This is a genomic window from Vibrio owensii (genome assembly GCF_002021755.1).
GTDB classification, from domain to species: Bacteria; Pseudomonadota; Gammaproteobacteria; order Enterobacterales; family Vibrionaceae; genus Vibrio; species Vibrio owensii.
On the sequence record NZ_CP019959.1, the window covers coordinates 1,526,288 to 1,543,491 of the forward strand.

General features: G+C 45.5%; 26 protein-coding genes. 7 read left to right on the top strand and 19 right to left on the bottom strand.

Annotation, left to right across the window (positions count from 1 at the left end; genetic code table 11):
• The first annotated feature begins 185 nt into the window (after positions 1-185).
• The 3 genes from cpdB to A9237_RS06770 all read left to right on the top strand — a co-directional run bounded on the left by cpdB (position 186) and on the right by A9237_RS06770 (position 3,373).
• The gene (gene cpdB, locus A9237_RS06760; protein WP_078607902.1) at positions 186-2,147 is read left to right on the top strand and encodes a 2',3'-cyclic-nucleotide 2'-phosphodiesterase; all 1,962 of its coding nucleotides are present in this window, start codon (positions 186-188) and stop codon (positions 2,145-2,147) included.
• 97 nt (positions 2,148-2,244) lie between these two features.
• Positions 2,245-2,820 (top strand): Crp/Fnr family transcriptional regulator, encoded by a 576-nt coding sequence (locus A9237_RS06765; RefSeq protein ID WP_020196526.1) that lies wholly within the window; start codon positions 2,245-2,247, stop codon positions 2,818-2,820.
• 205 nt (positions 2,821-3,025) lie between these two features.
• Positions 3,026-3,373 (top strand): hypothetical protein, encoded by a 348-nt coding sequence (locus tag A9237_RS06770; RefSeq protein ID WP_009707828.1) that lies wholly within the window; start codon positions 3,026-3,028, stop codon positions 3,371-3,373.
• Positions 3,374-3,433: 60 nt separating this feature from the next.
• On the opposite strand, the gene dbpA is transcribed toward A9237_RS06770, so the two are convergent.
• Positions 3,434-4,813, bottom strand: a complete 1,380-nt coding sequence (dbpA, locus tag A9237_RS06775; RefSeq protein ID WP_078607903.1) for an ATP-dependent RNA helicase DbpA — start codon at positions 4,811-4,813, stop codon at positions 3,434-3,436.
• Between the two features lie 146 nt (positions 4,814-4,959).
• Here dbpA and A9237_RS06780 point away from each other — a divergent pair, with 146 nt between their 5' ends.
• Entirely contained in the window at positions 4,960-5,412 is a 453-nt protein-coding gene (locus tag A9237_RS06780; protein WP_045415387.1) for a GNAT family N-acetyltransferase, read from the top strand.
• Positions 5,413-6,273 carry a DMT family transporter gene (locus A9237_RS06785; RefSeq protein ID WP_020196523.1) on the top strand — a complete coding sequence of 287 codons (861 nt, stop codon included), beginning with the start codon at positions 5,413-5,415 and terminating at the stop codon, positions 6,271-6,273.
• Between the two features lie 62 nt (positions 6,274-6,335).
• Here the strand turns inward: A9237_RS06785 and A9237_RS06790 are convergent, their stop codons facing one another.
• Positions 6,336-6,932: a LysM-like peptidoglycan-binding domain-containing protein gene (locus A9237_RS06790; protein ID WP_033005517.1), complete on the bottom strand. Its 597-nt coding sequence runs from the start codon at positions 6,930-6,932 to the stop codon at positions 6,336-6,338.
• Between the two features lie 231 nt (positions 6,933-7,163).
• Here A9237_RS06790 and A9237_RS06795 point away from each other — a divergent pair, with 231 nt between their 5' ends.
• Together A9237_RS06795 and A9237_RS06800 are read left to right on the top strand one after the other, a co-directional pair.
• Positions 7,164-7,784: an FKBP-type peptidyl-prolyl cis-trans isomerase gene (locus A9237_RS06795; protein WP_005437303.1), complete on the top strand. Its 621-nt coding sequence runs from the start codon at positions 7,164-7,166 to the stop codon at positions 7,782-7,784.
• 151 nt (positions 7,785-7,935) lie between these two features.
• Positions 7,936-8,415, top strand: a complete 480-nt coding sequence (locus tag A9237_RS06800; RefSeq protein WP_078607904.1) for a DUF2780 domain-containing protein — start codon at positions 7,936-7,938, stop codon at positions 8,413-8,415.
• 158 nt (positions 8,416-8,573) lie between these two features.
• Here A9237_RS06800 and rplQ read toward each other — a convergent pair whose 3' ends face one another.
• From rplQ to rplN, 17 genes are all read right to left on the bottom strand, one after another.
• Positions 8,574-8,954: a 50S ribosomal protein L17 gene (gene rplQ, locus A9237_RS06805; RefSeq protein ID WP_005383141.1), complete on the bottom strand. Its 381-nt coding sequence runs from the start codon at positions 8,952-8,954 to the stop codon at positions 8,574-8,576.
• Between the two features lie 26 nt (positions 8,955-8,980).
• On the bottom strand, positions 8,981-9,973 hold the full coding sequence (locus A9237_RS06810) for a DNA-directed RNA polymerase subunit alpha (protein WP_005383143.1): 993 nt from the start codon (positions 9,971-9,973) through the stop codon (positions 8,981-8,983).
• Between the two features lie 24 nt (positions 9,974-9,997).
• A complete protein-coding gene (rpsD, locus tag A9237_RS06815) occupies positions 9,998-10,618 on the bottom strand; it encodes a 30S ribosomal protein S4 (RefSeq protein WP_005383146.1) in 621 nt (206 codons plus the stop codon).
• 27 nt (positions 10,619-10,645) lie between these two features.
• Positions 10,646-11,035 (bottom strand): 30S ribosomal protein S11, encoded by a 390-nt coding sequence (gene rpsK, locus A9237_RS06820; protein WP_001118870.1) that lies wholly within the window; start codon positions 11,033-11,035, stop codon positions 10,646-10,648.
• 18 nt (positions 11,036-11,053) lie between these two features.
• Positions 11,054-11,410 carry a 30S ribosomal protein S13 gene (gene rpsM / locus A9237_RS06825; protein ID WP_005435100.1) on the bottom strand — a complete coding sequence of 119 codons (357 nt, stop codon included), beginning with the start codon at positions 11,408-11,410 and terminating at the stop codon, positions 11,054-11,056.
• A 149-nt stretch (positions 11,411-11,559) separates the two neighbouring features.
• On the bottom strand, positions 11,560-11,673 hold the full coding sequence (rpmJ, locus tag A9237_RS06830; protein WP_000868186.1) for a 50S ribosomal protein L36: 114 nt from the start codon (positions 11,671-11,673) through the stop codon (positions 11,560-11,562).
• A gap of 38 nt (positions 11,674-11,711) precedes the next feature.
• A complete protein-coding gene (secY, locus tag A9237_RS06835) occupies positions 11,712-13,046 on the bottom strand; it encodes a preprotein translocase subunit SecY (protein WP_005435093.1) in 1,335 nt (444 codons plus the stop codon).
• A gap of 20 nt (positions 13,047-13,066) precedes the next feature.
• Positions 13,067-13,501 carry a 50S ribosomal protein L15 gene (rplO, locus tag A9237_RS06840; protein WP_005435092.1) on the bottom strand — a complete coding sequence of 145 codons (435 nt, stop codon included), beginning with the start codon at positions 13,499-13,501 and terminating at the stop codon, positions 13,067-13,069.
• 6 nt (positions 13,502-13,507) lie between these two features.
• A complete protein-coding gene (gene rpmD / locus A9237_RS06845; RefSeq protein WP_000201159.1) occupies positions 13,508-13,684 on the bottom strand; it encodes a 50S ribosomal protein L30 in 177 nt (58 codons plus the stop codon).
• A 7-nt stretch (positions 13,685-13,691) separates the two neighbouring features.
• On the bottom strand, positions 13,692-14,195 hold the full coding sequence (gene rpsE / locus A9237_RS06850; protein ID WP_005435090.1) for a 30S ribosomal protein S5: 504 nt from the start codon (positions 14,193-14,195) through the stop codon (positions 13,692-13,694).
• A 14-nt stretch (positions 14,196-14,209) separates the two neighbouring features.
• The gene (gene rplR / locus A9237_RS06855) at positions 14,210-14,563 is read right to left on the bottom strand and encodes a 50S ribosomal protein L18 (protein ID WP_005435088.1); all 354 of its coding nucleotides are present in this window, start codon (positions 14,561-14,563) and stop codon (positions 14,210-14,212) included.
• A 9-nt stretch (positions 14,564-14,572) separates the two neighbouring features.
• A complete protein-coding gene (gene rplF, locus A9237_RS06860) occupies positions 14,573-15,106 on the bottom strand; it encodes a 50S ribosomal protein L6 (RefSeq protein ID WP_005435087.1) in 534 nt (177 codons plus the stop codon).
• 12 nt (positions 15,107-15,118) lie between these two features.
• Positions 15,119-15,511 (bottom strand): 30S ribosomal protein S8, encoded by a 393-nt coding sequence (gene rpsH, locus A9237_RS06865; protein WP_009707834.1) that lies wholly within the window; start codon positions 15,509-15,511, stop codon positions 15,119-15,121.
• 29 nt (positions 15,512-15,540) lie between these two features.
• Positions 15,541-15,846: a 30S ribosomal protein S14 gene (rpsN, locus tag A9237_RS06870; RefSeq protein ID WP_004410442.1), complete on the bottom strand. Its 306-nt coding sequence runs from the start codon at positions 15,844-15,846 to the stop codon at positions 15,541-15,543.
• Positions 15,847-15,863: 17 nt separating this feature from the next.
• Positions 15,864-16,403 (bottom strand): 50S ribosomal protein L5, encoded by a 540-nt coding sequence (rplE, locus tag A9237_RS06875; protein ID WP_004745887.1) that lies wholly within the window; start codon positions 16,401-16,403, stop codon positions 15,864-15,866.
• 23 nt (positions 16,404-16,426) lie between these two features.
• A complete protein-coding gene (gene rplX / locus A9237_RS06880; RefSeq protein WP_005435084.1) occupies positions 16,427-16,744 on the bottom strand; it encodes a 50S ribosomal protein L24 in 318 nt (105 codons plus the stop codon).
• A gap of 13 nt (positions 16,745-16,757) precedes the next feature.
• The gene (gene rplN / locus A9237_RS06885; RefSeq protein WP_004410450.1) at positions 16,758-17,129 is read right to left on the bottom strand and encodes a 50S ribosomal protein L14; all 372 of its coding nucleotides are present in this window, start codon (positions 17,127-17,129) and stop codon (positions 16,758-16,760) included.
• Between the last annotated feature and the right edge of the window lie 75 nt (positions 17,130-17,204).

Below are 17,204 nucleotides of genomic sequence, written 5' to 3' on the forward strand. Positions count from 1 at the left end.
TCAAAAAACTGCTAAGAAGCTTTTGTTAGGTCTCATTCAAAATGGTGAAAAAGGCATCACTTTGACACTTTCCTCCGCATTTAATTGCCTAATGTTCACAGTTTTCTGCATCTTGGCCTGAGCTTGCACTAATATTTGTTACATTACGCTGTACGACCCCTCTTCCCATTTAATTGGAGCACCTCATGAAAATGGCAGTTAATCCCGTATCCGTCGCAGTTTTAAGCGGTATGTTGACGCTTGCTGGCCCAGCGATGGCGGACACCATCAAGCTACGTATTATCGAAACCACCGACATTCACACCAATGTGATGGATTACGACTACTACAAAGATCAGCCTTCTCAGCAAATCGGTCTTAGCCGTGCGGCGACACTGGTTAAGCAAGCTCGTGAAGAAGCAGTGAACAGTGTTTTGGTCGACAATGGCGACTTGATTCAAGGCAGCCCGATGGGCGATTACATGGCAGCGAAAGGGATTAACGCTGGCGAAATCCACCCGGTATACAAAGCGATGAACCAGTTGGATTACGATGTGGGTAACATTGGTAACCACGAATTCAACTACGGCCTTGAGTTCCTGAAAAACTCTCTCGACGGTGCGAACTTCCCTTATGTTAGTGCTAACGTTTTCGACAAGAAGACAGGCGAGCACTACTTCAAACCTTATCTAATTAAAACGCACACGTTCAAAGACACTGATGGTCAAAGCCACGAAATCAAAGTGGGTTACATCGGCTTCGTCCCGCCACAAATCATGGTATGGGATAAGAAGAATCTAGAAGGAAAAGTCTTCGCTGAAGACATCACTGAGACTGCGAAGAAGCTGGTTCCTCAGATGAAGAAAGAAGGCGCAGACGTGATTGTGGCGATTCCACACTCGGGCATTTCCACTGATCCATACAAGCTCGGCGCTGAAAACTCGGTTTACTACCTCACAGAAGTTGAAGGTATTGATGCGATTGCATTTGGTCACTCTCACGCTGTTTTCCCGGGTAAAGACTTTGCCAAGCTGCAAGGTGTCGACAACGCAAAAGGTACAATTAATGGTGTAACCGCAGTGATGCCGGGGCGTTGGGGTAGCCACGTTGGCGTAATGGACTTAATGCTGAAAGAAAAAGACGGCAAGTGGCAAGTGGTTGAAGGTCAATCTGAAGCGCGCCCTATCTTCGATAAAGCAAATAAGAAGTCTTTGGCCGAAGCTGATAAAGGCATCGTGGATGCGCTTGTTGATGACCATAAAGGCACACGTGAGTTCGTCAACCAACCAATTGGCAAAGCAAATGACGTGATGTACAGCTTCCTAGCGCTTGTACAAGATGATCCAACGATTCAAATCGTAAACCTAGCGCAGAAAGATTACGTGGAACGCTTTATCCAAGGCGACCCAGATCTTGAAGGCATTCCAGTATTAAGCGCTGCTGCACCATTTAAAGTGGGCGGACGTAAAGACGATCCAAATGGTTTCACCGAAGTAGAATCAGGTCAGCTGACTTTCCGTAATGCCGCAGACCTTTACCTATACCCGAATACGCTTGTCGCGATGAAGGTTAAGGGCAAAGAAGTTCATGAATGGCTAGAGTGTAGTGCAGGTCAGTTCAATCATATTGATGTTAACAGCACCAAACCTCAGTCTTTGATCAACTGGGATAGCTTCCGTACTTACAATTTCGACGTGATTGATGGTGTGAACTACCAAATCGATGTTACTCAACCACCGAAGTACGATGCGGATTGTAAAGTGATCAACCCAGATTCACAGCGCATCGTGAACCTGACTTACAACGGTAAGCCAGTTGATCCAAAACAAGACTTCATCATCGCTACTAACAACTACCGTGCTTACAGCGCAACCTTCCCAGGTACTGGTCCGGACTTCATCGCGTTTGATGCTCCAGATGAGAACCGCTCAGTAGTTGCCGCTTACATCTCTCGCATCAGCAAAGAACAAGGCGAAGTGACACCAAGCGCGGATAACAACTGGTCTTTCGCACCAATCAAATCGGATAACAAACTTGATGTTCGTTTTGAAACCTCACCAAGTGATAAAGCTGCGCAGTTCATCAAAGAGAAAGGACAGTACCCGATGAAACGTGTCGCAACTGACGAAGTTGGTTTCGCGATTTACCAAATTGACCTGAATAAGTAAGACAAGTTTGGCAATGATTTCAAGCGGCTCTCATGAGCCGCTTTTTTGTTGTCAGTAAAAACCGTTAGAATGAGAAAAACCGTTTCTGAGTTATCACATGCACAGCGATCTTTTTTCTGACTTAATCAATCATGGCTTCCTCGAAGATGAAGCGAATCAGCTAATTGAACATGGGCAACAGCTAGAGTTGCCGACACGCCATATTCTCAATCATCAAGGTGAATCCAGCTCGCACATCTACTTTGTGTTAGAAGGTTTATGCCATGCCAGTTATCTGACCGATAAAGGGAAGGAGTTCAGTAAAGAGTTCTACTGGGAAAAGGATTGGGTGATTGGCTTTGAAGGGCTTATTAAGAATCAGCCCTCGCCGTACTTATTAGAAACGCTGACACCTTGTCATCTGTTTTGCTTGCCGATTGAAGTACTACACCAATGGCGTGAAGAAAAGCATCCTATCTACTTAAAGCTGCTCGAAGCGCAATTAATGCATAAAGAAAACAAAGAACGCTTTATGTTGCTCTACTCACCAGAAGAGCGTTACCAACTATTTTGTCAGTATTACCCAGACTTAGAACAGCGTATTACCGATAGCCAGATTGCCGCTTACTTGGGGATTACCGCGATCAGTTTAAGTCGAATAAAAACCCGTTTGAAGCAGCATCACGAAAAGTAAAACTAAAATAATATTGACAAAAAACAATCACTTTCAGTAGTCACACTCTTATTATTAATTAACGCTATTTGTTTGAAGTATAAGCAAAAATCTCAAATCCCATCTGGATATGCATAAGGATATACCACACCCTGCATAGCCAAATTTCATATCACTCGCCTCACATTGTGGGCGAGTGTTTCATCATGAGTTAAGGGAAAAGATTATGTTTGGAAAACTGAAAGCCGCCGCTGGTGATGCCGCAAACAATAAAGCAGCAACACTCATAACGACACACGTAGAACCCGTAATGGAAGAAATCCAAGGCTACTCTCCGGCAGTTATCATGGAAGATGAGACCTACCAGAGCCAAGTGATTGAGCCGACGCTCGTTGCACTTCAAGCGGCTTCGTCAGGCGTGACCTCAATGCTGCCAAACTTTAATGAGAAATTTAGCGCCTGCATGTTCCACCTTCGTGGCGAACTGCTCGAACTATCAGAAGATAAAGTCGCACTGATCGACGACTTCAAACAGCAGCTACCTGCAGCTGTTATGGAAGGCTTAAAGCTATAGCGGTGTACAAAAACAAAAAAACGGCTAAATCGTTAGCCGTTTTTTGCTGTATTGCTGATATTACTTCAATAAACGGGCACGGAACTGACGACCTTTCATCTTGCCGTTACTGATAGTTTGTAGCGCTTTCTTCGCCACTGACTTTTCTACCGCAACATAAGCACGCATTGGGAACAGGTGAATCTTACCCACTTGCGTGCCTGTGATGCCATTTTTACCCGTTAAGCAACCCAGAATGTCGCCTGCGCGCACTTTCTGCTTCTTACCGCCATCAATGTTAATCGTCACCATCTTCGCTTGATATGGCTGCTGATTTGATTTCGCTGGCAGTGTTGCCGGTACTACGTCCATATCTAAATACTCTTCGATACGAGCCACACGTAGGCCGTCTTTTTCACCAAAGAAGCTAAATGCTAAGCCTTTGCTGCCAGCACGACCGGTACGACCAATACGGTGAACGTGGACCTCTGGGTCTCGAGACAATTCGAAGTTAAATACCGCATCTAGGTTGTCAACGTCCAAACCGCGTGCCGCCACATCTGTTGCAACAAGGATTGACACACTCTTGTTAGCAAACTGAACCAAGGCTTGATCACGTTCGCGTTGCTCTAGATCACCATGAAGATCGATAACACTGAATCCTTTGTGATGCAGTTCATCTGCTACATTCTGTACTTCTTTCTTCGTATTACAGAACACCACAGCCGATTCTGGTTGATGTGTCAGTAGTAGGTTAGCCAGAGCTTCATCTCGTGCTTCTGAACCTTCTACGTTGTAAAAGTACTGCGCAATGCTCGACGTATCGTGAGTGGATTCTACTTTGATCATCTCTGGCGATTGCATAATACGTTGAGCAATCTGTTCGATCTTTTCAGGGAACGTTGCACTAAATAGTAAAGTTTGACGCTGCTTTGGTGCAGCTTCAATGATCGCATCGAGTGCATCTTGGAAGCCCATATCTAGCATACGGTCCGCTTCATCCAGAACTAGTGTGTTTAGCTCTTCTAAGTTAATGCGACCTTTCTCTAGGTGATCAAGGATACGACCTGGCGTACCAACAAGAATGTGAGCGCCATGTTCTAGTGAACCGATTTGCGGTCCCATTGGCATACCACCACACAATGTCAGTACTTTAATGTTGTGAATACTACGGCCCAAAGTACGAATTTCTTTTGCCACCTGATCAGCCAGTTCACGCGTCGGACAAAGCACCAAAGATTGCACGCGAAAGCGCTTTACGTTCAAGTTGGATAGTACGCCAAGACCAAACGCTGCTGTTTTACCTGAGCCGGTTTTACCCTGACCAATCACATCACGCTGATTCAAAATCGCAGGTAAGCTCAACGCTTGAATTGGCGTCATATGGGTATAGTTCAATGATTCAAGCGTCTCTAGTAGCGCTGGAGTAAGCCCTACTTGGTCAAAAGTTTGTTTGCTCACAGGGAAATATCCTCAGGTGGGATGAAAAAGAGGGCACATTATCGCCAGATTTCTCACGAAGACCAGTGAAAATTAACCATTGTTAATGAGTAATAGCAGAAAACGACGTAAAGTCAGCTGCATTCGCTTATTAATGGATATTGGAAATGATCAACTGGACTGCCCTACCTTTCTCTCAACTGACAACAACACAACTCTACGAGATGCTGCGCCTGCGCGTTGATGTATTTGTGGTGGAACAAACCTGTCCATATCCAGAGCTAGACGGCAAAGATACGCTAGAAGGCGTGTATCACCTATTGGGCTATCAAGGCGATGAGCTGATTGCCTGCGCACGATTATTGCCTGCTGGAACCACTTACGACAATGTGAGCATCGGTCGTGTGGTAACCAAACAAAGCGCTCGCGGTGGTGGTCTTGGGCATGAACTGCTTGAGCAAGCTTTACAACATTGCCAACAGTTTTGGACAGGCCAAACGATCGATATCGGAGCACAAGAACACCTGATGGCTTTCTATGCGAGCCATGGCTTTGAAGTCATTTCTGAAAGCTACCTTGAAGATGGCATCCCTCATGTCGATATGCGCCGAGTAAGCTAAATGTCGCCTCACCACCTGGCACTATTCTTACTGGTGATCGGAAATTTGGCGGCATCACTCTCCGATGTCGCCGTTAAACTGATTGAAGGTGGTATTAGCCCGTTCCAATATATGTTTGTTCGCCAACTGGCTTCACTGCTGCTCATCTTACCTTTTTACCTCAAGCAAAAACCGGATAACCGTAGCCTGAAGCAAGCGCCTATAACGATTTTACGTGCGCACCTGATATTGATTGGCAGTGGTTGTATGATGGTTGCGGTGACTCACCTCCCTCTGGCAACTGCCAACGCGGTTTTTTACGCCGCCCCTATTCTAATGCTACCACTATCGATATTGTTTCTTAACGAGCACCCACCTCTGAGCAAAATTCTACTAACTTGCTTCGGGTTCCTTGGTGTCTTAGTGGTATTACGGCCGGATCACTTTCATTGGGCAGCACTATTTGCACTCGGCACGGCGACCACACTGGCGATGTTCAATATATTGGTTAGAAAACTACCGAGCGAACAATCTGTCGTTACCACACTTTGGTGGACTACGCTGTTCTCGTTACCAATCTCTGCAGTACTGGCTGGGTTTTACTGGCAACCTATAACGTGGCAAGAACTGGCATTGGTTGTTGCGAGTGCGGTTTGCATCTTAAGTTATAACGGTTTGGCAGTATTGGCTTATCAAAAAGCGCCGGCGGGAGAGATAGCCTTAGCTGAATACTCAGGCTTAGTGTTTGTCACGCTCTTTGGGATATGGTGGTTTGATGAAATTCCAGATTGGCTGACTGCTATCGGGATAATAATGATCGTATTACCGCTCTTACCATGGAATAAAAGAAAACCACTCGCAGGAAAACAAATTAGACGTTAACAGATCAACAGCCATAAAAAAGGCGCGGATCATCGCGCCTTAAGAATAATGGTTATTTAACGTTATTTATTGCGACCAAATGTGCCATCAGATAGACGGAAGAACATCACCGACTCACCACTTTTCTCTAGCTGAAGCATATCTAATTTGCCATCGTCAGCAAGCTTAAAGCGTACCAATTGACCTTGCTTAATTCGACTCAAAGGCTTGTCGCTACCTTCAATTTTAACTAGGGCGTTTAAGTCTGCCATCGGTAGTTGGTTACTGCGGAATACTTGAGCCAAGGTATCGCCATTCTTCACCGTGTATTCTTTCCACTGCTCAGACTTAGGCTCTGAGTTTTGTGCAGAGCGCTGCTCACTTAAGCTTTGCGCGTTCAACTGAATCGCAACACGTTGATTCTCTACTTGAGTGTCTTCAAGCAGTACTTCTGTATCTTTTGGTACTGGGATGATCAAAAGCACCAACACCACTGGTACCAATACCATCAGTGCACGTTGATGTAGTTTTGGAAGACGATGCCAAAACTGAGTCACAGGCTGTAATCTTTCCTGCCACTTCTCTTTATTGAATGGCTGCTTCCAATCGATAGCAGCGAACTTTTGTTTCATCAATTCGACATGGTCGACTTGCTGCTTTTTCTTTCTGCGACGATTCATTCTGATGAGTCCCTTAATACTTCTGATGTCAGTATAAAAATACCAACGCGGAGAGTATATGTTTTTCACCAAAGTAAAATGTAATTTGGCGTAAATTAGCAGAAATTTCACTTGGAGTAAGAGATAAGTCACACCCTCTACTCCTCATAGAGACATTCGAGCGCAATCATTTAAACCTAGCCTCGAACCTGATATCCTGTGCCTTTATCACTCCTAATAAGAGCGACATTCATGTCTGAAATTAAATTTGAAACTGCAGAACAAAAAGCAAGCTACGGTATTGGTCTGCAAATGGGTCAGCAACTTGCTGGTTCTGGTCTAGAAGGTCTTAGCGTTGACGCTATCGCTGCTGGTATTGCAACGGCACTAACTGGTGACATGCCTTCTATCGAAATCGACGAAATCAACAACGCACTGCAAGAGCTACACACTCGTGCAGAAGCAGTTCGTCAAGAAGCAGCTAAAGCTGCAGCGGCTGACGGCGAAGCGTTCCTAAAAGACAACGCTCTACGTCCAGAAGTAAACGTTCTTGAATCTGGTCTTCAGTACGAAATCATCACTGAAGGTACTGGTGAAATCCCAACTGCAGCATCTCAAGTACGTGTTCACTACCACGGTGAGCTAACTGACGGCACTGTATTCGACAGCTCTGTATCTCGCGGTCAACCTGCTGAGTTCCCAGTAACTGGCGTAATCAAAGGTTGGGTTGAAGCTCTTCAACTAATGCCTGTTGGTTCTAAGTGGAAGCTATACATCCCACAAGATCTAGCATACGGTGAGCGTGGCGCAGGTGCTGCTATCCCTCCATTTGCTGCTCTAGTATTCGAAGTAGAACTACTAGACATCCTGTAATTGAGACTCTCCTCAATACAAATTCGAAGCGGCGCTCACTAGCGCCGCTTTTTTTGTCTAAAATAAACAGGCTTAAGCTCAACAACCTTAATGTCTCTGTTATCTTAAGTAGTGAATAAACAATAATAATCGCAAGCCACACGGAGGTATTATGCGTAAAACACTCCTCACCTTAGCGCTGCTTTCAATGAGCATTGGTACAGCCCACGCTTTTCTTGATGCTGTAACTGATAAAGAAAGCCAAGAAGGTCTAATGGACATGGTCAGCCAAGGCATGAAGGCGGAATCATCTCCGCTCACCGATTTACTCACTAGCCAATTGCCCGTGTCAACCGAGCAAGCAGCAGGTGGTACGGGTGCCTTGTTAGCACTTGCACAAAGTCAGTTATCAGACCAAAACAGCAGCGAGCTGAAATCACTAATTCCAGGCATGTCGAGTCTAGATGGTGCGCAAAGCTTATTAGGTAATATTGAAAGTTTAAGTGCAGTACAAAGTACTTTTGATAAATTAGGACTAGACCCATCGATGATCAGTCAGTTTGCGCCGGTGATACTTGGTTATCTAGGTGACCAAGGCGCAAGTGAAGGCTTGCTGAATTCGTTAAGCGGATTGTGGGGCTCAGGCAGCTAGACGTTTCGCCTAAACATAAATTAAGGCTCAACATTCGATTATCGAAGATTAGCTTTGAGAGGGGAGACGGAAAACTGAATGTGTTTTCCCTTTCAAATACAACAGGCACAAAAAAAGCCGAGCTAATGCTCGGCTTTTTTTGTTCTTACGAACTGAGATTACTCAGCAGCTTCTTCAGCAGCTGGGCGATCTACAAGCTCAATGTAAGCCATTGGAGCTTTATCACCAGCACGGAAGCCAGCTTTTAGGATACGAGTGTAACCGCCCTGACGAGCAGCAAAACGTGGACCTAGTTCGTTAAACAGTTTTGCAACTACTTCGTTATCACGAGTACGTGCAAATGCTAGACGACGGTTAGCAACACTGTCAGTCTTAGCTAGTGTAATCAAAGGCTCAACTACGCGACGTAGCTCTTTTGCTTTTGGCAAAGTAGTCTTGATAACTTCATGACGTACTAGAGAGCTAGCCATGTTGCTGAACATCGCTTTACGATGTGAGCTGTTGCGGTTGAGTTGACGACCACTCTTACGATGGCGCATGACCTAATCCTTCTAACTAGTATCGATTAATCTTCAGCGATTGATGCAGGTGGCCAGTTTTCTAGGCGCATGCCCAGAGACAGACCACGTGACGCAAGTACGTCTTTAATCTCAGTAAGAGATTTTTTACCAAGGTTAGGCGTTTTAAGTAGCTCAACCTCAGTACGTTGTACTAGATCACCGATGTAGTGAATCGCTTCTGCTTTCAGACAGTTAGCAGAGCGAACTGTTAGTTCAAGATCGTCTACAGGACGCAGTAGGATCGGATCGAATTCTGGCTTCTCTTCCTTCTCCTCAGGTACACGTACATCACGAAGATCTACGAACGCATCCAATTGCTCAGCTAGGATAGTAGCTGCACGACGGATTGCTTCCTCAGGTTCTAGAGTACCGTTTGTTTCCATATCGATAACAAGCTTGTCTAGATCGGTGCGCTGTTCTACACGAGCGGCTTCTACAGCGTAGGCAATTTTGTCTACAGGGCTGTAAGTAGCATCTACTAGTAGGCGACCGATTGGACGCTCGTCTTCTTCGTTATGGATACGCGCAGAAGCTGGAACATAACCACGACCACGTTCAACTTTGATACGCATTGCGATCTCAGCGTTGTCATCCGTTAGGTGACAAATTACGTGTTCAGGGTTAGCGATCTCTACATCACCATCATGGGTGATGTCACCTGCAACCACAGGGCCCGAGCCTGATTTGTTCAAAGTAATGAACACTTCATCTTTGCCTTCGGCAACGCGCACAGCCAAACCTTTAAGGTTTAGAAGAATCTCAAGAATATCTTCTTGAACGCCTTCTTTCGTGCTGTACTCATGAAGTACGCCTTCAATTTCTACTTCTGTTACAGCACAACCTGGCATAGAAGATAGAAGGATGCGGCGAAGTGCATTACCCAGAGTATGACCAAAGCCACGCTCTAATGGCTCAAGAGTTACTTTTGCGTGAGTCGAGCTGATTTGTTCGATGTCAACTAGACGTGGCTTAAGAAATTCTGTTACAGAACCCTGCATTGTGTCCTCTCTTTAGTTTAAACCTTACTTAGAGTAAAGCTCGACGATCAATTGTTCGTTGATGTCAGCTGATAGATCAGAACGCTCAGGCATACGCTTGAATGTACCTTCCATCTTGCCACCATCTACTTCAATCCAAGTTGGTTTTTCACGTTGTTCAGCAACTTCTAGAGCTGCTTTGATACGAGCTTGCTGTTTAGCTTTCTCGCGGATAGAAACAACGTCATTAGCCGCTACTTTGAAAGAAGGAACGTTTACAACTTTACCGTTAACTAGGATAGCTTTGTGGCTAACTAGCTGACGTGCTTCTGCGCGAGTTGCGCCAAAGCCCATGCGGTAAACTACGTTATCAAGACGACCTTCAAGAAGCTGAAGCAGGTTCTCACCTGTGTTGCCTTTAAGACGTGCAGCTTCTTTGTAGTAGTTACGGAATTGTTTTTCTAGAACGCCGTACATACGACGAACTTTTTGCTTCTCACGAAGCTGAACGCCATACTCAGATAGACGACCGCGACGAGCGCCGTGTACACCTGGTGCGTTATCAATTTTACACTTGGTATCGATCGCGCGAACACCAGACTTAAGGAATAAGTCAGTGCCTTCACGACGGCTAAGCTTCAGCTTAGGACCCAAATATCTTGCCATGATCTTTCTCCAGTAATCTAAAAAACGTTATACGCGACGTTTCTTAGGTGGACGACAACCGTTATGAGGGATTGGTGTAGCATCAACGATGTTTGTGATGCGGAAACCAGCAGCGTTCAGTGCGCGAACAGTAGATTCACGACCTGGACCTGGACCCTTAACCATAACTTCCAAGTTCTTTAGACCGTATTCTTTAGCCATTTCAGCACAACGCTCAGCAGCAACCTGTGCAGCGAACGGAGTAGACTTACGAGAACCACGGAAACCAGAACCACCTGCAGTAGCCCAAGCTAGAGCATTACCTTGACGGTCAGTAATGGTTACGATTGTGTTATTGAAAGAAGCATGGATGTGCGCAACGCCATCTGCAACTTGCTTGCGTACGCGCTTACGAGCGCGAGTTGGTTGTTTAGCCATTGTACTCTACCTTCCCGATTATTTCTTGATCGGCTTACGCGGACCCTTACGGGTGCGAGCATTGGTTTTAGTACGCTGTCCACGTAGTGGTAGACTGCGACGATGACGAAGACCACGGTAACAGCCAAGGTCCATAAGACGCTTGATGTTCATAGATACTTCACGACGTAGATCACCTTCTACAGTGTACTTAGCTACACCATCACGCAGTTGATCGATCTGCTCTTCAGTTAGTTCACTGATCTTAACATCTTCAGCAATACCCACTTCAGCTAGGATAGCTTGAGAGCGAGTTTTACCGATGCCGTAGATTGACGTAAGTGCAATCACAGCATGTTTTTGATCAGGAATGTTAATGCCTGCTATACGGGCCATTATTCACTCCTAAGTGTTTCTATAAAAGAATTAGCCGCAGCAAAGCCCGTTATGGATACGCTGCGGAGTACTACTTCTTTTGCACGCAAAAGGTAGGCCGAGGAATATACTCGACCTAACCTTCGTTTTCAAGTAAAAATTTCTGCTAATTAGCCTTGGCGCTGTTTGTGCTTTGGCTCACTGCAAATCACGCGAACGACACCGTTACGCTTGATTACTTTACAGTTACGGCAGATTTTTTTAACGGAAGCACGAACTTTCATTGCTAAACTCCGTAATTGAAACTGAGTCTACCGCCGTATTAACGACCGTAGCCTTTCAGATTCGCTTTCTTCAACACAGAATCATACTGTTGAGACATCAGATGAGTCTGTACCTGTGCCATAAAGTCCATGATAACAACAACTACGATAAGTAGTGATGTACCGCCGAAGTAGAAACGTACGTTCCACGCGACCATCATGAACTCGGGAATCAGACAGATAAAGGTAATGTACAGTGCGCCCGCAAGGGTTAAACGTGTCATTACTTTATCGATGTACTTCGCTGTCTGCTCACCTGGGCGGATACCGGGTACGAATGCACCGGACTTCTTCAAGTTATCCGCTGTTTCACGCGGGTTGAAAACCAACGCCGTGTAAAAGAAACAGAAGAAGATAATCGCTGCTGCATAAAGCATTACATACAGAGGCTGACCTGGGCTAAGAGCCAAAGACACGTCAGTTAACCAACCGAACGCGCTGCTCTCACCGTTCTGACCAAACCACTGAGCCAGTGTTCCTGGGAACAGGATAATACTTGATGCAAAAATCGCTGGAATAACACCTGCCATATTAATTTTAAGTGGCAGATGCGAGCTTTGTGCAGCAAATACTTTACGACCTTGTTGACGCTTAGCGTAGTTAACGACGATTCGGCGTTGACCACGTTCCATGAAAACAACGAAGTAAATTACTGCGAAAGCTAATACCGCGATTAACAGCAGAAGAAGTACATGCAATTCACCTTGACGCGCTTGCTCGATTGTTTGACCGATTGCAGAAGGCAATCCAGCAACAATACCTGCAAAAATCAGAATGGAAATACCATTACCGATTCCTCGCTCTGTAATTTGTTCACCTAACCACATTAGGAACATGGTACCGGTTACTAAACTTACGGTAGCAATTAGCGTAAACATGGTTTGGTTCATTACAACCAGATTGTCGACCATGTTTGGTAAGCCAGTTGCAATACCAATAGCTTGGAATGTTGCAAGTACAAGCGTGCCGTAGCGTGTATATTGGCTGATCTTACGACGGCCTGCTTCACCCTCTTTCTTGAGTTCCGCTAACGCTGGATGAACTACAGTTAGCAATTGGACAACAATAGATGCCGAAATATACGGCATGATGCCCAATGCTAATATAGATGCACGCTCAAGAGCACCACCGGAGAACATGTTAAACATTTCAACGATGGTACCTTTTTGCTGTTCGAACAAATCGGCAAGTACAGCAGCGTCAATACCAGGAATCGGCACAAATGAGCCGGCTCGGAATACTAAAAGTGCACCAATTACGAATAACAAGCGCGACTTTAGTTCACTTAAGCCGCTCTGAGCACTACGAAAATCTTGTCCTGGTTTCTTAGCCATCTGTACCTCGTTCCTCGAGATTATTCCTCGATTTTACCGCCTGCAGCTTCGATTGCAGCTTTAGCGCCTTTAGTCACACGTAGACCTTTAACAGTCACTGCTTTATCGATTTCACCAGATAGAACAACTTTTACGAATTCGATGTTCTTAGTGATGATGTTAGCAGCTTTAAGGCTGTTTAGATCAACCACGTCACCAGAAACTTTCGCTAGTTCACCTAGACGAACTTCAGCAGACACTAGGCTCTTACGAGAAGTGAAACCGAATTTTGGTAGACGTTGTTTCAGAGGCATCTGACCGCCTTCGAAACCTGGACGAACTTTACCGCCAGAACGTGATTTTTGACCTTTGTGACCACGGCCACCAGTTTTACCTAGGCCAGAACCGATACCACGACCTACACGCTTAGGAGCATGCTTAGAGCCAGCAGCCGGTGCAAGAGTATTCAAACGCATTTCTGATTACTCCTCAACTTTAACCATGTAGTAAACCTTGTTGATCATACCGCGTACGCACGGAGTATCTTCAAGTTCTACTGTGTGGTTGATTTTACGAAGACCTAGACCACGCAAAGTAGCTTTATGCTTTGGTAGGCGGCCAATTGAGCTTTTAGTTTGAGTTACTTTAATAGTTGCCATGGTGTTCTTACTCCGAAATAGCTTCAACAGTTAGACCACGTTTAGCAGCAACCATTTCTGGCGACTTCATGCTACCTAGTGCATCGATCGTTGCACGAACGATGTTGATAGGGTTCGTAGAACCGTATGCTTTAGATAGTACGTTGTGTACGCCAGCAACTTCTAGTACTGCACGCATCGCACCACCTGCGATAACACCAGTACCTTCTGCAGCAGGCTGCATGTAAACTTTAGAGCCCGAATGGCGACCTTTCACTGGGTGGTGAAGAGTGCCTTCGTTTAGCGCGATAGTAGTCATGTTACGACGCGCTTTTTCCATTGCTTTTTGAATCGCTGCAGGTACTTCACGAGCTTTGCCGTAACCGAAACCTACACGACCGTTACCGTCACCAACTACTGTTAGTGCAGTGAAGCTCATGATTCGACCGCCTTTAACCGTTTTAGAAACACGGTTAACTGCGATTAGCTTTTCTTGCAAATCATTCGCTTGAACTTGTTGTTCTTTAGCCATCTTCCAACCCTACCTTAGAATTTCAGACCAGCTTCGCGAGCAGATTCTGCTAGCGCCGCTACTCGACCGTGGTATTGGAAACCAGAACGATCAAATGCAACTGCAGTTACGCCTTTTTCAAGAGCGCGCTCAGCAACAGCTTTACCTACTGCTTTAGCTGCATCAACGTTACCAGTGTATTTCACTTGCTCACGGATCGCTTTTTCTACAGTAGAAGCTGCTGCGATAACCTCAGAGCCATTAGCCGCGATAACCTGTGCGTACACGTGACGAGGAGTACGGTGTACAACTAGGCGAGTCGCACCCAGTTCTGCAATCTTACGACGTGCGCGTGTAGCACGACGGATGCGAGATGCTTTCTTATCCATAGTGTTACCTTACTTCTTCTTAGCTTCTTTAGTACGCACATTTTCATCTGCGTAACGAACACCTTTACCTTTGTAAGGCTCAGGTTGACGGTAAGAACGAATGTCAGCCGCAACTTGACCAACTAGTTGCTTATCACAACCAGTGATGATGATTTCAGTTTGGCTTGGACATTCAGCTTTAATACCCGCTGGCAACTCGTGCTCAACTGGGTGAGAGAAGCCTAGTGTTAGACCTACAGCGTTGCCTTTGATAGCAGCACGGTAACCAACACCTTTAAGAGTTAGCTTCTTAGTAAAGCCTTCAGTAACACCAACAACCATGTTGTTAACTAGAGCGCGAGCTGTACCAGCTTGTGCCCATGCGTTAGCAGCACCTTCTTTAGGACCGAAGGTTAGGTTGTTTTCTTCCTGAGCGATAACCACAGCGCTGTTAAGAACGCGTGATAGTTCGCCCTTAGCACCTTTTACAGTGATTTCTTGGCCGTTTAGTTTCACCTCTACGCCAGCTGGAATAGCGACAGGTGCTTTAGCAACACGAGACATATTCTACTCCTATTAAGCTACGTAGCAGATGATTTCACCACCAAGACCTGCTTTACGTGCAGCGCGGTCTGACATAAGACCCTTGGAAGTAGAAACGATAGCAATACCAAGACCACCCATTACAGAAGGAAGATCATCTTTCTTCTTGTAAACGCGTAGACCTGGACGAGAAACACGTTTAAGTTGCTCGATTACTGGTTTAGCTTGGAAGTACTTAAGTGTAACTTCTAGCTCAGGTTTTGCTTCGCCTTCAACAGCGAAGTCAACGATGTAACCTTCAGCTTTTAGTAGTGCAGCAATTGCAACTTTAAGCTTTGAAGAAGGCATTTTAACAGCAACTTTGTTTGCTGCCTGACCGTTACGAACACGGGTCAGCATATCCGAAATCGGATCTTGCATGCTCATATGATTTACTCCAAATGATTAAGTGGCAATTACCAGCTAGCCTTACGAAGACCCGGAATCTCGCCTTTCATGCAAGCTTCACGAACCTTAATACGGCTTAGACCGAACTTACGTAGGTAACCGTGTGGACGACCAGTTTGGTTACAACGGTTGCGCTGACGTGATGCACTTGAATCACGTGGAAGAGATTGCAGTGTAAGAACCGCATTCCAACGATCTTCTTCAGATGCGTTTACATCGCTGATGATAGCTTTTAGCGCTGCACGCTTTTCAGCGAACTTAGCTACTAGCTTCGCACGCTTTGCTTCACGTGCTTTCATTGAATTTTTAGCCATAACAGTAACCCTTCACCTTACTTACGGAATGGGAAGTTAAAGGCAGCCAGCAGAGCACGGCCTTCCTCATCAGTACCAGCAGACGTCGTAATAGTGATGTCTAGACCGCGTACTCGATCAACTTTATCAAAGTCGATTTCCGGGAAGATGATTTGCTCGCGAACGCCCATGCTGTAGTTACCGCGACCGTCAAAAGACTTAGCGCTAACACCACGGAAGTCACGTACTCGTGGAAGAGCGATGTTAATCAAACGCTCAAGAAAATCCCACATACGTTCGCCACGCAAGGTTACTTTACAACCGATAGGGTAGCCTTCACGGATTTTGAAACCTGCAACAGATTTACGAGCTTTAGTGATAAGTGGCTTTTGACCAGAGATCGTTGCCATATCAGCAGCTGCGTTTTCTAGCAGTTTCTTATCGTTGATTGCTTCACCAACACCCATGTTTAGGGTGATTTTCTCGATTCTAGGGACTTGCATGACGCTTGTGTAGCTAAACTGTTTGGTCAGTTCAGCGACTACAGACGACTTGTAGTAATCATGCAGTTTCGCCATAGTAGAACTCCAAATTACTTCTATTAGTTAGAAACGATTTCGTTGTTAGACTTAAAGAAACGAACTTTCTTACCATCTTCAAAACGGAAACCGATACGGTCAGCTTTACCAGTAGCTGCGTTAAAGATCGCCACGTTAGAAACATCGATAGCTGCTTCTTGCTCTACGATACCGCCTTGGATACCTAGTGCAGGAACAGGTTTCTGGTGTTTCTTAACAAGGTTGATACCTTCAACGATAACTTTACCAGTTGCTAGGACCTTAGTTACTTTACCTTTCTTGCCTTTGTCTTTACCAGCAAGAACGATTACTTCGTCATTACGACGGATTTTAGCTGCCATTTCTACGTGCTCCTTACAGAACTTCTGGAGCCAGTGAAACGATCTTCATGAACTTATCGCCACGAAGTTCGCGTGTCACAGGACCAAAGATACGTGTACCGATTGGTTGCTCAGTGTTGTCGTTCAACAATACACAAGCATTTCGGTCGAAGCGAATGACAGAACCGTCAGGACGACGTACGCCTTTACGGGTGCGCACTACCACCGCCTTCAGAACGTCACCTTTTTTAACTTTACCGCGAGGAATTGCTTCCTTAACAGTAACTTTGATAACGTCACCGATATGTGCATAACGGCGGTGAGAGCCACCCAGAACCTTAATACACATTACGCTGCGTGCGCCTGAGTTATCAGCTGCGTCCAGCATACTTTGCATTTGGATCATGTTAGTGCTCCGCTAAATAATAAAAAAACTAGACCCTCTCGGGTCGGGCTGCCTCTTTAAAAGGGACGCGAATTG

Coding starts and splice junctions, on each gene's coding strand:
- secY (WP_005435093.1), bottom strand. CDS start 13,046: ATGGCTAAGAAACCAGGACAAGATTTTCGTAGTGCTCAGAGCGGCTTA.
- A9237_RS06795 (WP_005437303.1), top strand. CDS start 7,164: ATGTCTGAAATTAAATTTGAAACTGCAGAACAAAAAGCAAGCTACGGT.
- rplE (WP_004745887.1), bottom strand. CDS start 16,403: ATGGCGAAACTGCATGATTACTACAAGTCGTCTGTAGTCGCTGAACTG.
- A9237_RS06770 (WP_009707828.1), top strand. CDS start 3,026: ATGTTTGGAAAACTGAAAGCCGCCGCTGGTGATGCCGCAAACAATAAA.
- A9237_RS06780 (WP_045415387.1), top strand. CDS start 4,960: ATGATCAACTGGACTGCCCTACCTTTCTCTCAACTGACAACAACACAA.
- rpsE (WP_005435090.1), bottom strand. CDS start 14,195: ATGGCTAAAGAACAACAAGTTCAAGCGAATGATTTGCAAGAAAAGCTA.
- rpsH (WP_009707834.1), bottom strand. CDS start 15,511: ATGAGCATGCAAGATCCGATTTCGGATATGCTGACCCGTGTTCGTAAC.
- A9237_RS06800 (WP_078607904.1), top strand. CDS start 7,936: ATGCGTAAAACACTCCTCACCTTAGCGCTGCTTTCAATGAGCATTGGT.
- rplN (WP_004410450.1), bottom strand. CDS start 17,129: ATGATCCAAATGCAAAGTATGCTGGACGCAGCTGATAACTCAGGCGCA.
- A9237_RS06790 (WP_033005517.1), bottom strand. CDS start 6,932: ATGAATCGTCGCAGAAAGAAAAAGCAGCAAGTCGACCATGTCGAATTG.
- rpsN (WP_004410442.1), bottom strand. CDS start 15,846: ATGGCTAAAAATTCAATGAAAGCACGTGAAGCAAAGCGTGCGAAGCTA.
- rplX (WP_005435084.1), bottom strand. CDS start 16,744: ATGGCAGCTAAAATCCGTCGTAATGACGAAGTAATCGTTCTTGCTGGT.
- rplO (WP_005435092.1), bottom strand. CDS start 13,501: ATGCGTTTGAATACTCTTGCACCGGCTGCTGGCTCTAAGCATGCTCCT.
- rplR (WP_005435088.1), bottom strand. CDS start 14,563: ATGGATAAGAAAGCATCTCGCATCCGTCGTGCTACACGCGCACGTCGT.
- rpmD (WP_000201159.1), bottom strand. CDS start 13,684: ATGGCAACTATTAAAGTAACTCAAACTAAAAGCTCAATTGGCCGCCTA.
- rpsM (WP_005435100.1), bottom strand. CDS start 11,410: ATGGCCCGTATAGCAGGCATTAACATTCCTGATCAAAAACATGCTGTG.
- A9237_RS06785 (WP_020196523.1), top strand. CDS start 5,413: ATGTCGCCTCACCACCTGGCACTATTCTTACTGGTGATCGGAAATTTG.
- A9237_RS06810 (WP_005383143.1), bottom strand. CDS start 9,973: ATGCAGGGTTCTGTAACAGAATTTCTTAAGCCACGTCTAGTTGACATC.
- cpdB (WP_078607902.1), top strand. CDS start 186: ATGAAAATGGCAGTTAATCCCGTATCCGTCGCAGTTTTAAGCGGTATG.
- rpmJ (WP_000868186.1), bottom strand. CDS start 11,673: ATGAAAGTTCGTGCTTCCGTTAAAAAAATCTGCCGTAACTGTAAAGTA.
- rpsK (WP_001118870.1), bottom strand. CDS start 11,035: ATGGCTAAACAACCAACTCGCGCTCGTAAGCGCGTACGCAAGCAAGTT.
- A9237_RS06765 (WP_020196526.1), top strand. CDS start 2,245: ATGCACAGCGATCTTTTTTCTGACTTAATCAATCATGGCTTCCTCGAA.
- rplQ (WP_005383141.1), bottom strand. CDS start 8,954: ATGCGCCATCGTAAGAGTGGTCGTCAACTCAACCGCAACAGCTCACAT.
- rpsD (WP_005383146.1), bottom strand. CDS start 10,618: ATGGCAAGATATTTGGGTCCTAAGCTGAAGCTTAGCCGTCGTGAAGGC.
- rplF (WP_005435087.1), bottom strand. CDS start 15,106: ATGTCTCGTGTTGCTAAAGCACCTGTCGCTATTCCAGCTGGCGTAGAG.